A 14,388-nucleotide genomic window follows, 5' to 3' on the forward strand; every position below is an offset into this window, starting at 1 on the left:
CAGCGCGAACGTTGCTTCGATGCACGCATCGCGATGCACAATGGCCGTGATTGCCCGGGCTAATCATGGATGATCCGCCTGTGTATGCTTGCGGCTACTAGCCACGCGTACCCAGGGCGTCATGACAGAGCTGAGCGAGCGGACCAAAGCCAATATGGACGTCGTCCTGGAGGAGACGTGCCGGCAGCTGCCCCATGGCGGCGATCACGACAGTCGCCGGTTCATCGCCGAGCGCCTGATCGAGGCGGCGAAGTCCGGCCACTCCACGCTCGGCGAGCTCGGCATCATCGCGCGACGCGCCCTGGCGGAGATCATCGCCAAGGGCGGCTGACTGACGCCACAGCGCTTGCCTCTTCGCGCGTTGCGGACGTAACCTGCCGGAGAACATTTCCGCGCATCGAGATCCCCTGAAGATGCGATCCCTGCTTGCGCTCATTGCAGCCCTTGGATTGCTCTGCGCCGGCCCCGCCGTCGCCCAGTCGGTCGGCCAGTATCCATTTGCGCTGACGCACGCAGGTCAGATGCTCGGTGCGGTCGAAGGCGAGGTGGCCTCCTTCAAGGGGCTGGCCTATGCGGCGCCGCCGGTCGGCAGCCTGCGCTGGCGTCCGCCGCAGGACTTGCCCGAGAGCTCCGAGATGAGCACGGCCTACGACTACGGCGCGCCGTGCCTGCAGCCGTCGCTGCCGGCCGCGCGTGAGGATTGCCTCACGCTCAACGTGTTTCGCCCCTTCGGGGTCGATGGGCCGCTGCCGGTGATGGTGTTCTTTCATGGCGGCGGTTTTGTCACCGGCACCGCCAATGATCCGCTGTTCGACGGTTCAAGATTTGCGCAGGCCGGCCTCATCGTCGTCACCGTGAATTATCGGCTCGGCGCCCTCGGCTGGCTCATGCATCCCGCGTTGTCGGAGAATGGCTCTGGCAATTTCGGCTTGATGGATCAGATCATGGCGCTGCACTGGGTGCACGACAATATCGCGGCCTTCGGCGGCGATGCGAGCAACGTCACGCTGTTCGGCAACGGCGCCGGCGCGACATCGATCGCGCTGCTGATGCTGTGCGCCCAATCGCGCGATCTGTTTCAAAAGGCTATTCTGCAATCGGTGCCAGGCCGTGCCCGCCTGCCGTCGCTGCAGGAGGCGGAGGACGCAGGCAAGCAATTTGTCCCAGCGCTCGGGCAAAAAGCGGATCCGCGTGCCGTCCAACCGGCGCGCTTGCTTGCGGCTGAAAAGCGTCTGTTGGACAAATCGTCGCGCAGCTTTGCGCCTGCGGTGGATGGACGTCTTGTGACGGAAGACATAGCCGCCGGATTTGCGGCAGGACATGAGAGCCGCATTCCCTTGATCATCGGTTCGAACGACGACGAGACCCGTTTTGACAGCGACAGGGAAGTCAAGGACGCGCTCTCATCCGCGGGCGAAAGCATCGACGAATTGCGCAAACTCTATCCTGATGCCAAAAAGCCCTCTGACGTCGCGGACAGCTTTTACACCGACAAGGTCTTCACCGAGCCGGTGCGGATGCTCGCCCGGCTTCATGCCGCAACCGGCGCGCCCACCTTCCGCTATCGCTTCGCTTACGTGCCGGAAGCCCGGCGCGGCAATCCCGACGAAGGCCACGAGCGCGAGTTGCAGTTCATCTTCGGCGTCGAGGGCGTGCCGGGTGCAGGCATCTTCTCGCGACGGGATCGCGAGGTCGCAAACCGGATGCGCGCTTACTGGATCAACTTCGCCAAGACTGGCGATCCCAACGGCGCGGAGCTAGTGCATTGGGATGCAGCCGCCGACCACGATCATCTGCTGCTGGTCGCAAACGATCGCATTGCGAGCGGCGACGATCCCTTGTCGGCGCGTTTGGACGGGCTCGCACCCGAGAGCAAGAAGTGAGTTGGATTACGCCGCGAGCTCGACGCGCGGCGCCGGGCTCAGGCGGTCTTCTTCCAGATAGTCCATCGTGCCATCCTTCTCGACGGCATAGAATTGCTGGCCTTCCTTGGACAGGTAGGCGGCGCGGACCACGCCGCGACGGCCCTTGTCACTGTTGACGACGTCCCCCAGCGCAAACTTCTTCATCTTACGTCCCGCATACCTCTGACCGATTGCTTCGGTCACATCAGGATTGTGAGCGGCAAATCGTTAACGACTTGCTAACCATGCCGGTTTGCCTATGCTCGCGGCGGAACGCGCAGGCGTTTAAGCCAGCGCAAGATGTCCTTGAGATGAGCCCGCACACATGACGCGACTTCCGACGCTTTTTCTCTCCCATGGCGGCGGCCCTTGGCCGTTCATGGAGGACCGGCGGGTGCAATATGCCAAGACCGCCGCGGAGTTCGGCCGGCTGCCGCAGCTTCTTCCTGAAAGGCCGAAGGCGGCGCTGGTCATATCAGGCCATTGGGAGGCCGATGCTTTCACCGTGTCGACCTCGGCACATCCGCCGATGGTGTACGACTATTACGGTTTCCCCGAGCATACCTATCACATCACCTATCCGGCGCCGGGCCAGCCCAGGCTCGCCGCTGACGTGAAGGCGCTGCTTGCGCGCGCCGGTCTCGATTGCCGGGAAGATCCCAATCAGGGCTTTGATCACGGCACCTTCGTGCCGCTCGGCCTGATGTATCCAAATGCGGACATGCCGATCGTGCTGCTGTCGCTGAAGTCGAATTACGACGCGGCTGAGCACATCAAGGTCGGGCAGGCGATCGCCTCGCTGCGCGACGAGGGAATTCTGATCGTCGGCAGCGGGCTCACCTATCACAACATGCGCGGCTTCGGCCGTGCGGAGTCCAAACCCGTCTCGTATGATTTCGAGGCCTATCTGAACGAGGCGATCGGCAACCCGGTTCCGGCGCGCCGCAACGCGATGCTGGTCGATTGGGAGAACGCGCCGAGCGCGCGTCTTGCCCATCCGCGCGAGGATCATCTGTTGCCGCTGATGGTCGCGGCAGGTGCTGCCGGCAGCGACGTCGGCAAGCGCGTCTTCGTCGACGAGGTCGCAAACGTTGCGATGGCGTCGTACGTGTTCGGGTGAGGTGCGGCAGATCAGCGTCGATATAATGAAGCGAAATCCAACGGTATGGGGATACGCTGGATTTAACGAAACGATTGAGCCAACGAAACCAAAAGAAAGCGCGGGTCTTTGGACGCGCCGGATCTGATAACGCATTGAACAGGTATTGTTTTGGACGCTCTCGGCGGATTGCGAGTCAAGACCGCCGTCTCATTGGTTCATGTCACGAAGCAATTTAGATTGACCACGAAGCCGCATTTTTAGCCGGCGCAGCCCGCCTGAAACAGAAGAGGGTTATCAGGCCTAGGAGCGCAAGGGCCGTTCGATAGAGAGGCTGGAAAAGGGCTCGCGATCGGAAGCAGGCTTACGTGCCACCACAAGACGTCTCGTGGTTTTTCCTCACGCTGTTAGTTAGCCCGGAGCTTTGCATGAACGGGTTTGGTTACTGGCTGCCTCTCTTGCTTGCGCCGCTGATGATTCAAGTCCCTGTAACGAGGGTCGCTGTGCAAGCGTCGGATGCTCCCGTGCCAGCGCTCTCGATGCCGACCAAAGAAGATTCCGCGCCTCTCGATTTGCGGCTTGCCCGGCCGCTGTCGCGGCCCGAAGAACTCGCACTGGTCCCGTCGGATCGCTTCAAAGAGTGTGAGCGCTGCCCGGCGATGATTGTTGTACCAGGCGGCAGCTTTACCATGGGCGCCAGCACGGATGAAGCGGGCAGCACGGCGGATGAACGGCCGCAACACAAAGTGACGTTTCGGAGTTTTGCGGTCGGACTTTTTCCGGTGTCTCGCGACGAGTGGAGCGCCTGCGTTATTAGAAAGGGCTGCAGCTTTCGGCCTTTTGACACGACCAGCAACCGCAGATCGGAGCCGGTCACCAATATTCAATGGTCCGAAGCCAAAGAGTACGTCGAATGGCTATCGCGCGCGACTGGACGGCCGTATCGGATGTTGAGTGAATCGGAGCGAGAGTATGTCGCGCGCGCCGGCGAGACGACCGCCTTCTGGTGGGGCGATTCCCTCCCCATTGATCGGGTCGAAGAACGCCAACTCGTCGGGACGATTTCGCCGCCAACGATCTCCACTTTCGGACTATCACTTCCGAATCCGTGGGGAATCTACGAGGTGCACGGCGGAGTCTACGATTGGGTAGAGGATTGCTGGCATGACACTTACGAAGGCGCCCCGGCTGACGGCTCGGCATGGATAGAAGGTGATTGCAGCCGACACGTCCTGCGCGGTGGCTCGCTCAGTCGGGCGCCGCAAACCCGCAGAGCCGCAGCGCGAATTTGGTTCGGCTCGTCAAATCGGATGAACTACATGAGTGTCCGCGTTGCCAGAACACTACAGCCGTAGGTAAGACGGCGCCATTTCGCGGCGTCTGACGTCAGCTATATCTCAGTCGCGACCGAACGCTCATAAGCACGCACGGTCTCGACAAAAGCAGCCCAATCCTTCACGCAAGAAATTGTTGCTTCGATGTCATCCCAGGTATGGGTTGCCTCAGCATCCAGCTCTGTCGCTCCGCGGCCTTGCAAGTTCTCTTTTGCGGCCAAGCTGGCCAAGCGGGAGGCAATAAAGTCGCGATCCAAGTCGAGCAGAGATATGCTTTCTGAGCTTGAAGGGACCTGAACGCCGCTTCGATCACGGATGTCGAGCAGCCCAAGCTCCTCTCGCCGGACGGCCGCTGTCTCGTCGCACCAAATCTTTTCGGCCCGCTGAGCCAACTGGATGAGCCTGATATAGAGGCCCGAAGGAATCCCGGACAGCGCTGCTTCGGTCCGTGTCATGGCATCAATCCGGCGAGATTGGAAATCAAGTACCCGTCCAGACCGTGCGCCTGGGCGATCTTCAGCTTCGTCAGTCGACATCGTAATCTCCGCGGCGACCGCAAACCTACGATTGTGCAAACCAAGTCCGAACGGATCAACGAAGGCGAGTACTAGATGTCTGAGTTCGATCCACCTGCTACTGAAATGACTGGGTCCGAACTCGCAGCTCAGTTGGTGGCGAAGCAGTAAAACAATCCTGCACCGCCGACTCGCTGCAGATTCGCGGGCGAGCACCCTGGCGTCCTGTGCGAATAATTCCAGAAATTGGGACCCTGAGTGTTGCCGATCAGGTCATGGTGTCCGACGATCGCGCTGCCTTGGCCGTCAGTGCTGCTGGACCAGTTGCTGCAAGTTGCGTCACCGTCCGGAATAGCCGTGCCATCGTGCTGCGTGCCGGTGAGCATGTCGTGTTGATTGGGGGTGTCCACACGGCCCTTGACCGTCATGCCCTTCTCGTCGAGCCCCGTCTCCTTGTTGATCTTGTTGTTGTCGCTGTGCAGGTCGGCCACGTTTGCCGCGATCTGGATACCCTTGGCATTGAACCAGGGACCCTTGCCGATCCGGTCCTTGGCATTGATCGCGCCTGGCCCCTGCGTCGAAAGATAGGCGCGCCATGTTTTGACGCCCGCACCTACTGCCTGGGCGAGGCCCTGGCAGTGGCGATCCGCACCATCGAGCCCACCGAGGTCGCCACCCTTTCCGAGCCCGACGCTGGTTATGAAGAAACTCATGCTTCTTTGCTGGGCTTCCGCCGATCCGCTCGCGCTCAATGCCAACAACAGCATCGATGGGAGCAGAGCCAAATTTGCTATCTTGATCATGTGGTTGGCCCTTCCCTGGCGAGGAGACTCTTCCCAATAATCACGCGTCGGAGCAATACCACTCCACCGGGCGTCCCGGCATTTGCTAACGGCTATTATACGCGCAGATTACCATAATTACACCTTGTCGTTTGCTCGAACGTGGAGCGCCCGCCGCCGGCGCCGACGATGTCCGTTCTTGGGTCGTTGTGGCCCGGGGCGGACTCCGTGCACGATCGGGCGGTCGTTTCGCCAACCGTTGCCAGCTCAGAGATTGACGTCGGGTCCAAATTCCCGCTTTGCGATGGACTTAAATTCGTCGTCGCTGGCTCCGCCCATTTCTACAATCTACGCGCGGCGGGACGCCATCAGTCCGCGATAGAGCGCTGCATATTCGCCGGCCCGGTGGCGCCAGGAGACGTCGGTGGCAAGGCCGTTCAATTGCAGGCGTCGCCAGGTTGCCTTGTTGCGGAAGGCGGCATTGGCTTTCCGCAAGCTGCCGGTGAGGGCGTCGGCCGTGACAGGACCAAACTTGAAGCCGGTGGCGTCACGTCCTGACACGTCGATGTCGATGATCGTATCCTCGAGGCCGCCGACACGAGAGACGATGGGGACGGCGCCATAGCGCAGCGCGCAGAGCTGGGTCAGGCCGCATGGCTCGAACCGCGAGGGCACGAGCAGCGCGTCGGAGCCGGCCTGGATCAGATGGGCGAGAATCTCGTCATAGCCGATCATCACGCCGATCCGGCCGGGATTGGCGCGCGCGGCAGCCTGATAGCGCTCCTGCAGATCGCGGTCACCGCTGCCGAGCAGCGCAAGCTGCATGCCCTGCTCCAGGATCGTCGGGATAGCCTCGAGCAGGAGATCGAGCCCCTTCTGCCAGGACAGCCGGCTGATGACACCGAGCAGCGGCGCCTCGTCGGAGGAATCGAGATTGAACTGCTGCTGAAGCACCGCCTTGTTCGCGGCCCGGAACGTGAGGTCCTGCGCACCGAAGCGATAGGCGATATGCGTATCGGTTTGCGGATTCCATACGGCGATGTCGATGCCGTTGAGGATGCCGCTGAGCACGCCGGCGCGCTCGCGCAAGAGGCCACCGAGGCCCATGCCGCCTTCGTCGCTCTGGATCTCGTGAGCGTAGGTGGGCGACACCGTGGTGATGCGATCGGCGAGTTGCAGCCCGGCTTTCAGGAAGCTGATGCCGCCGAAATATTCGAGGCCATGGACGTCGAACGATGCGTCGTGGGGGAGGCCGATCGCCCCGGCCAGCGCGTGGTCGAACTTGCCCTGATAGGCCATGTTGTGGATCGTCATCACGGTGCCGGGCCGCGCCCCGCCGTCGTAGTGCAGATAGGCCGGCGCGAGCCCGGCCTGCCAGTCATGGGCATGCACGACATCAGGCACGAAGCTTGGTACGAGACCGCGGCCGATATCGGCCGCGACGCGCGCCAGCGCTGCGAAGCGCATACCGTTGTCAGGCCAGTCGACACCTTCGACGGTGACGTAGGGATTGCCTGGCCGCGCATAGAGATGCGGCACGTCGAGCACGAACAGGTCGAGCCCCTCATGTGAACCGCCGAGCAGGCGTCCCGGCCCACCGAAATAATCCGGCCAGCGCCGGATCTCATCCGCGCCCGCGAGCAGCCGCATCACCTCGGGATAGCCCGGCATCACGGTGCGCATCTCGACGCCATGCGCCTTCAGCGCAATTGGCAACGCGCCGGCGACGTCAGCGAGGCCGCCGGTCTTGACGATGGGATAGACTTCAGAAGCGACCGCGAGGACGCGAACAGGCGTCATGTATTAAGCCTGTCGAGCATCGGCTGGGTGACGAGCGAGATGCCCTGTTCGGTGGTGCGGAAGCGTTTGGCGTCGAGTTCCGGATCCTCGCCGATGACGAGGCCCTCGGGAATCTCCACGCCGCGGTCGATCACGACGTTCTTGAGCCGCGCGCCGCGCCCGACATTGACGTAAGGCATGATCACGGCGTTCTCGACATTGGCATAGGAATTGATGCGCACGCCGGTGAACAGCAGCGAGCGGCGTAGCGACGCGCCGGAGATGATGCAGCCGCCCGAGACCAGTGAGCTTACCGCCTGGCCGCGCCGGCTCTCCTCGTCATGGACGAATTTGGCCGGCGGCGTGATCTCCGCATAGGACCAGATCGGCCAGGCCCGGTCGAACAGATCGAGCTCCGGCACCACGTCGGTCAGGTCGATATTGGCGGCCCAATAGGCATCCACCGTGCCGGCATCGCGCCAATAGGCGCGGGGGTCGTTGCCCGAGCGAACGCAGGAGGTCGAGAAATGGTGCGCGATGGCGCGGCCGTTCTTGACGATGTAGGGGATGATGTCCTTGCCGAAATCGTGACTGGAGTTCGTGTCCTCGGCGTCGCGCTTGAGCTGGTCGAACAGGAATTTCGCATCGAACACGTAGATGCCCATGCTGGCGAGCGAGACGTCGGGCTTGCCCGGCATCGGCGGCGGATCCTTGGGCTTCTCCAGGAACTGCTGGATCCAGCCGTTCTCGTCGACATGCATGATGCCGAAGCCGGAGGATTCCGCGCGCGGCATTTCGAGGCAGCCGACGGTGACGTCGGCGCCGCTGTCGACGTGCTGGCGCAGCATCACCTCGTAGTCCATCTTGTAGATGTGGTCGCCCGCAAGAACCACGATGAAGCGGGCGTTGTGCGACTCGATGATGTCGATGTTCTGGTAGATCGCATCCGCCGTGCCGACATACCACATGCTCTCCGAGACGCGCTGGCTCGCAGGCAGGATGTCGAAGCTCTCGTTACGTTCGGGGCGGAAGAAGTTCCAGCCCATCTGCAGATGCCGGATCAGGCTATGCGCCTTGTACTGGGTGGCGACTGCGATGCGGCGGATGCCGGAGTTCACCGCGTTCGACAGCGCGAAATCGATGATGCGGGATTTGCCGCCGAAATAGACGGCGGGCTTGGCGCGCCGGTCGGTTAATTCCAGCAGACGGCTGCCGCGGCCGCCGGCCAGGACAAACGCCAAAGCCTGGCGGGCAAGCGGCTCATTTCCGGCAGCACTCATGTCATCCTCCCACTCGACTGGCGCAAGCTCGGGGCTTCGCGAACTGCCTTCCGGCCGCGCACCATTGAAACCAATAGTAACGGTACCAGTAGTAAATCGGGAAGATGCTTGTTGGTTGCGAACGCGCGGGAAGCTTAACGCTTTGGCCGCGGCGGGCAGGCGGCGCCGTTGCCGCGAAGCTCCGCAGTGGCTGGGGCGGGGCGTCGTCCAGTGGTCACAATTGAGGCATGCGGAGCGTCTTGTGCGCTGCACGCGAGTTCGATTTTTTGACCTGGCGCAAGGATGCCCGATCATGCGGCTGCGATGCTCTTTCCAGCGAAACGTCAGACAGGGAGTATGACGATGAATATCTGGAGAACGGCAATTGCCTGCTCGCTGACGGTCGGGGTCATGGCCGGCCAAATCGGGCAGGCATCAGCGGCGCCGCTGCCGACCAACGTCACAGCCATGAAGACCGCGGCCGGCGAAGACGTCACGCAGGTGCATTGGCGTGGCGGCGGATGGGGTTGGGGGCTCGGCGGCTTTGCGGCCGGTGCCATCATCGGCAGCGCCATCGCCGGCGCGCCTTACGGCTATTACGGCGGCGGCCCCTATTATGGCTATCCGGGCTACGGATATGGCTATGCGCCGGCCTATTACGGCTACGGCTATGGGCCGGCCTATCCTCGCTATTACCGGCCCTACCGTCCCTATTACGGCTATCGCTACGGCTACTACCGGCCGTACTACCGCCACTACTACCGCCGCTATTGGTGACCGCGCAGGCTCGGAAGCGCAGCGCCATGGCGCGCCGAAGACGGGATTCGGCGCGCTGATGGCGATGCGCGGCTTCCGCGGCCTCAAGCATCCGTGAAGTACACGGAGCCTATTCCATTTCGATCGGCTTCCTCGAAACTTTCCTTCTGCATTTTACACTGACCACGACACCCATATTGCTATTTGCGCTGTCTCCCTTGTCCCGCGTGCCGCGTCGTCAAAGATGATTCAGACGACCACATCGGGAGACCGGCCATGGGCCTGCAAGAAACAAAAATCGAATCGCTTCCCTTCGTCACTGCTGAACTCAATTACCTCGCGCCTGTCTCGGGCAAGCCGCGCACCTATGCTTTCGATCCACCGCCGGGCGAGCCGAAGAGCACGTCACTGCCGGAGCCGCATCGGGTCCCGATTTTCGACGCGCGGCTGATCGCGCAGAATGTCTCGCTCGATCGCGAGGGGTTTGCGCTGGTGCGCCATCCGCACCAGGTGCGGGACTTCTACAGCGATTCTGAAATCCGCAAGCTCTACTATCCCGCCGTCGAAGCGTTCCTGCGCGCCACGCTGAAGGCCGACCGCGTCGTCATTTTCGACCACACCGTGCGCAAGCGCGTCGAAGGTGCGCCTGATAGTCGCGACGGTGGACCGCGGCAGCCGGCAGCGCGCGTGCATGTCGACCAGACCATCGCCTCCGGCGCCAACCGCGTCCGCGAGCATCTGCCTGACGAGGCCGAGGAGCTGCTCAAGGGGCGCGTGCAGGTGATCAATCTGTGGCGGCCGATCCGCGGCCCCTTGCGCGATTCACCGCTGGCGATGGTCGATGGGACAACCGTGGCGCCCGACGATCTCGTCGCGTCGGACTTGATCTATCCCAATCGACGCGGCGAGATCTATTCGGTGAAATACAATCCCGATCACCGCTGGTTCTATTTCCCGGACATGACGAGCGACGAGGCGCTGCTGCTGAAGTGCTATGATTCCGCAACCGATGGCCGCACGCGTTTCGCGCCTCACACCGCCTTCGTCGATCCGACCACGCCTGCCGATGCGGCTCCGCGCGAGAGCATCGAGGTGCGCACGCTGGTTTTTCATAAACAGTAACAATGTGTGATGGATCCGCCGGGCGTGGCCCGGCGGAGTTCCTGGAACTATCCGGAACCAAGCGACGTTGCAGCGCGGGGCAGGGCCAACCGGGAGCGGTGCCGTGCGAGCGCAGCCGACGCTATTGTATTGTCTGACGATCTTCTCGCTTTCTGCATTTTCCGTCGCCCACGCTGAAAGCGGACTTGCCTCATATTATGGATATGGAAAAGCCGCCAAGAGCGGCGAGCTGACCTGCGCGCACCGGACGCGTCCGTTCGGCAGCGTGCTCAAGGTGTCCTACAGCGGGCGCACTATTCAATGCCGCGTCAATGATCGCGGCCCCTTCATTCGCGGCCGCATCGTCGATCTCTCGGTGCCCGCCGCGCGTGCGCTCGGCATGATGAGCGCAGGCGTGGTGCGCGTCTCGGTGGAATAGCGCTGTCTTCGCGCTATAGTGCGCTCCAAATCAAGGGGGCGCCATGGCCAGGATCAGGGTCGGACTCGTCGGCTGCGGCTTCGAGTCGGAGCTGCATATGTATGCGTTTCGGCGCGTCTATGGCGTCGATGTCGAGGTGATGGCGGTCGCCGCGCGCGGCCACCATGTCGTCGCCTTTGCCGCCCGCCACAACATCCCGCGTGTCTATCGCAGCTTTGCGGAGATGATCGGGGATCGCGACCTTGACGTGATCGACATCTGCACGCCGCCCAATCTCCATGCCGAGATGATCGTCGCGAGCATGCAGGCCGGAAAGCACGTCATCTGCGAAAAGCCCTTTGCCGGCTATTTCGGCCGTGACGGTGACAAGCAGCCGATCGGCAAGCATGTGCCGAAGGCGCTGATGTATGAGCGCGTCCTCGAGGAGATGGACGCCACCCGGGCCGCGATCGAGAATACCGGCAAACTTTTCATGTATGCCGAGGACTGGATCTACGCGCCGGCGGTGACCAAGACCGCCGAGATCCTCAAGGCGACCAAAGACAAGATCCTGTTCATGAAGGGCGAGGAGAGCCATTCCGGCTCGCACGCAGCGCACGCGGCGCAATGGGCGATGACCGGCGGCGGCTCGCTGATCCGGATGGGCTGCCATCCGCTCTCGGCGGTGCTCTATCTCAAGCATGTCGAAGCGCGCGCGAGAGAGGAGAAAATCCATGTCGCCAGCGTCACCGGCGATGTCGGCAACGTCACTGCAATCCTCAAGCCGGAGGAGCGCAGCTACATCAAGGCCAATCCTCTACATCACCGAGAAGGTCGATCGCAAAACCGGCTGGCAATATGTCTGCCTCGAGGAGGAATGGACGCGCGGCTATCTGCAGGAGATCCAGGATTTCATGGAATGCGCCGCCACGGGACGGCAGCCTTTGTCCGACCTCGCGCTGGCCTACGAGACGATCAAGGTGAACTACGCCGGCTATTGGGCGGCGGAGGAGGGGCGGCGGGTGGTGCTGTAGCGCGGCAATCGTGTGGGTCGCCTACCAGGCTCCGGCGGCCATCATTACGACAATGGTCAGGCACGAGAGGCAGGCGATCGACGCAGCATAGAATCCGGGGGTGTTCAATGTTGCCTCCTGAAGATCGACCGCCTTCTTCGAAAGACTCATGTCGCGGCGTGATTATTCCCTCGGGCGCTTCAATTCGGATTCGTGTTGCGGATTCATCCCATCCGGATCGGAGGGAGTATCGTCCGAAAGAAACTGCTTTGGATGTTTGCCGACGAGCAGAAGCTGCTTGCGCATCTCGGCAAGGCGGGCACGGCAAAATTCCCTGTAGAGCAATTCGAATATGGTGGGCACTGTCACCCCCATCGCTGAAATTCAAGCTCTGAAATATATGATCCCACTGCACGGCTTCGAAAATGCGAGCCGGTTTGCCTGAGATGCCAACCCAGGCTGAAATGCCGCTGGCTGACCGGTTTGTACGTATGAAATTCGAGCGCCGCTAATAATCCAGATCACACTTTAGAAGGCTTTTGTTTCAATAGGACTTCGTCTCACAACCAGTGCGAGTTGCCAAAGGGGCAAAAATCCAACCGCAGCGCGAAAACGATGATCTCTGGATGCGGACGCTCATGTCTGCAACGACGGCGGGATCGGGCGGTGTTGGAGTTGAGTTTGCGTCGCCCCGCAAGCGAGGAGAGGCAAACGACTTACGCGCCGTAGGTCGAACCTTTCGGTAGCGGAAACACGGGGTCTTGTGTCCTGATGTTGGTCGGCCACACCACGGAAATGTGCTCGCCCGCGTTCTGCATCACCACCGGCGTCGAGCGTTCGTTCTGGCCGGACAGCGGCGTGCCCGGCGGGAAGAACTTGACGCCATAGCCCTGGATGGTGCCGCCGGGCGGGATGTCGACGTCGAGGGCGGCTTTGCGAATGGCTTCCGGCTCGAAGCTGCCGTACTTCTCCTTGGCGACCGGCAACACGTTGTTGAGCAGAACCCAGGTCTGATTAAAGCCCATCGAGCAATGCGGCGGCACGTCGGTGGCTCCGGTCTTGGCCTGGTAGCGCGTGACCATGGTCTTGATCAGCTCGCCCATGCCGGGCGCGAGCTTCGACGGGTCGAGCAATTGCGCCGGCACCGGATCGATGTTGCAGAAATTGTCGATGTCGGCGCCGAAGGTCGCGCGCAGCTTGTCGAGCTGGCTGTAGCCGGCGCCGGCGCCGAACAGCATCTTGAACCGCAATCCGCTCTCACGCGCCTGGCGCAGGAACAGGGTGATGTCGGGGTTGTAGCCGGCATGTGAGATCACATCGACCTTGGCCCGTTTGAGTTTTGTCACCAGCACCGAGAGATCGGGCGCCGAGGCCGAGTAGCCCTCGCGCAGCACCACCTGGATGCCGGCCTCTTTCGCATAGGCCTCGTCGGCGGCGGCGACGCCGACGCCATAGGGACCGTCCTCGTGGATCAGCGCGACCTTGACGTCCTTCGGCTCCATGCCGAGCTTGCCCTTGGCGTGCTCGCTCATGAAACCGGCAAACGCCTGGCCGTATTGGTCGGAGTGGATCTGCGCGCGAAACACGTATTGCAGGTTCTTGTCCTTGAACACCGCAGTCGACACCGCGGTCGTGATCCAGAGAATCTTCTTCTGCTGCTCAACCTTCGCCGCCATCGGCACGGCATGCGCGCTGGAATAGACGCCGTTGATGATGTCGATCTTCTCCTGGCTGATCAGGCGCTCGGCCTCGTTGATGGCAACGTCGGCCTTGCTCTGGGAGTCGGCGGGCACGGGGACGATCTTGGTCTTGCCGCCAATGCCGCCCTTCTCGTTGACGAGATCGATGGCGATCTGCGCGCCGACCGAGGAGGCGACCGAGCCGCCCGCGGCGAATGGTCCGGTGAGATCGTAAATGAGGCCGATGCGCAAATTCTCGGCTTGCGCCTGGGCCCGGGTCCAATCGAGGCTGAGTGTGGCGGCGGCAGCCGCCGTACCCTTCAGCAGCTGCCTGCGTGAAGTCGGCATCCTATCCTCCCTCCGGTCAATCGTATGCGACTGGCTTTATGTTTTTCGGCGAGTATTTGGAGGGCGTGGAGGAAAGTCAACATGCGCCGCACTAGGCAATTCGGACGCATGATCGCTTCGCCATTTTTCCCTGAGTATCATTCTTTTTGTGCCGTGCCGTCTCTTGGTTCGCAATCATTCGATGGCTGCAGCGGGGAGGAGGCGAAACATCCACTTGTCGCGCGGGTATTTTCAGCATCGCCGCAACGCCGCATCGTCTCCCGCAGATGTGATGGCTTTGCTCCATCCCTTCGCAGCAGGGCAGGGCCGATGACCAGCATTCGGCTTGTGCGCATCTGACGTTGCGTGCCATCCTAGCGCGGTAAATTGCACGGGAAGCCCAATTCCCGGCTTGGCCATTG

General features: G+C 61.9%; 13 protein-coding genes and 1 pseudogene. 8 read left to right on the top strand and 6 right to left on the bottom strand.

Annotation, left to right across the window (positions count from 1 at the left end; all coding sequences use genetic code 11):
• Positions 1-121 precede the first annotated feature (121 nt).
• The gene (locus Q0687_RS30380; RefSeq protein WP_298885117.1) at positions 122-331 is read left to right on the top strand and encodes a hypothetical protein; all 210 of its coding nucleotides are present in this window, start codon (positions 122-124) and stop codon (positions 329-331) included.
• Between the two features lie 82 nt (positions 332-413).
• Positions 414-1,883 carry a carboxylesterase family protein gene (locus Q0687_RS30385; RefSeq protein ID WP_298885118.1) on the top strand — a complete coding sequence of 490 codons (1,470 nt, stop codon included), beginning with the start codon at positions 414-416 and terminating at the stop codon, positions 1,881-1,883.
• A gap of 6 nt (positions 1,884-1,889) precedes the next feature.
• On the opposite strand, the gene Q0687_RS30390 is transcribed toward Q0687_RS30385, so the two are convergent.
• Entirely contained in the window at positions 1,890-2,069 is a 180-nt protein-coding gene (locus tag Q0687_RS30390; RefSeq protein WP_298885119.1) for a hypothetical protein, read from the bottom strand.
• 160 nt (positions 2,070-2,229) lie between these two features.
• On the opposite strand from Q0687_RS30390, the gene Q0687_RS30395 reads away from it, so the two are divergent.
• Both Q0687_RS30395 and Q0687_RS30400 read left to right on the top strand, forming a co-directional pair.
• Positions 2,230-3,024 (top strand): class III extradiol ring-cleavage dioxygenase, encoded by a 795-nt coding sequence (locus Q0687_RS30395; RefSeq protein ID WP_298885120.1) that lies wholly within the window; start codon positions 2,230-2,232, stop codon positions 3,022-3,024.
• Positions 3,025-3,431: 407 nt separating this feature from the next.
• Positions 3,432-4,358: a formylglycine-generating enzyme family protein gene (locus Q0687_RS30400; RefSeq protein ID WP_298885121.1), complete on the top strand. Its 927-nt coding sequence runs from the start codon at positions 3,432-3,434 to the stop codon at positions 4,356-4,358.
• A 35-nt stretch (positions 4,359-4,393) separates the two neighbouring features.
• Here the strand turns inward: Q0687_RS30400 and Q0687_RS30405 are convergent, their stop codons facing one another.
• From Q0687_RS30405 to glgC, 4 genes are all read right to left on the bottom strand, one after another.
• The gene (locus tag Q0687_RS30405) at positions 4,394-4,873 is read right to left on the bottom strand and encodes a hypothetical protein (protein WP_298885122.1); all 480 of its coding nucleotides are present in this window, start codon (positions 4,871-4,873) and stop codon (positions 4,394-4,396) included.
• A 128-nt stretch (positions 4,874-5,001) separates the two neighbouring features.
• Positions 5,002-5,655: a hypothetical protein gene (locus tag Q0687_RS30410; RefSeq protein WP_298885123.1), complete on the bottom strand. Its 654-nt coding sequence runs from the start codon at positions 5,653-5,655 to the stop codon at positions 5,002-5,004.
• A 327-nt stretch (positions 5,656-5,982) separates the two neighbouring features.
• A complete protein-coding gene (gene glgA / locus Q0687_RS30415) occupies positions 5,983-7,434 on the bottom strand; it encodes a glycogen synthase GlgA (protein WP_298885124.1) in 1,452 nt (483 codons plus the stop codon).
• The gene (gene glgC, locus Q0687_RS30420; protein ID WP_298885125.1) at positions 7,431-8,693 is read right to left on the bottom strand and encodes a glucose-1-phosphate adenylyltransferase; all 1,263 of its coding nucleotides are present in this window, start codon (positions 8,691-8,693) and stop codon (positions 7,431-7,433) included. Before glgC ends, glgA begins: the two co-directional genes overlap by 4 nt.
• A 342-nt stretch (positions 8,694-9,035) precedes the next feature.
• Here glgC and Q0687_RS30425 point away from each other — a divergent pair, with 342 nt between their 5' ends.
• The 4 genes and pseudogenes from Q0687_RS30425 (at position 9,036) to Q0687_RS30440 (ending at position 11,981) form a co-directional block, all read left to right on the top strand.
• Positions 9,036-9,449 carry a hypothetical protein gene (locus Q0687_RS30425; RefSeq protein WP_298885126.1) on the top strand — a complete coding sequence of 138 codons (414 nt, stop codon included), beginning with the start codon at positions 9,036-9,038 and terminating at the stop codon, positions 9,447-9,449.
• A gap of 255 nt (positions 9,450-9,704) precedes the next feature.
• Entirely contained in the window at positions 9,705-10,550 is an 846-nt protein-coding gene (locus tag Q0687_RS30430) for a CmcJ/NvfI family oxidoreductase (RefSeq protein ID WP_298885127.1), read from the top strand.
• A 103-nt stretch (positions 10,551-10,653) separates the two neighbouring features.
• Positions 10,654-10,968, top strand: coding sequence for a septal ring lytic transglycosylase RlpA family protein (locus Q0687_RS30435; RefSeq protein ID WP_298885128.1), 315 nt, complete (start codon positions 10,654-10,656; stop codon positions 10,966-10,968).
• Between the two features lie 43 nt (positions 10,969-11,011).
• Positions 11,012-11,981, top strand: a pseudogene (locus Q0687_RS30440) (Gfo/Idh/MocA family oxidoreductase).
• A 695-nt stretch (positions 11,982-12,676) separates the two neighbouring features.
• Here Q0687_RS30440 and Q0687_RS30445 read toward each other — a convergent pair.
• Positions 12,677-13,987 carry an ABC transporter substrate-binding protein gene (locus Q0687_RS30445; RefSeq protein ID WP_298885129.1) on the bottom strand — a complete coding sequence of 437 codons (1,311 nt, stop codon included), beginning with the start codon at positions 13,985-13,987 and terminating at the stop codon, positions 12,677-12,679.
• Positions 13,988-14,388 lie beyond the last annotated feature (401 nt).

It is taken from the genome of uncultured Bradyrhizobium sp. (assembly GCF_936928535.1).
GTDB lineage: Bacteria > Pseudomonadota > Alphaproteobacteria > Rhizobiales > Xanthobacteraceae > Bradyrhizobium.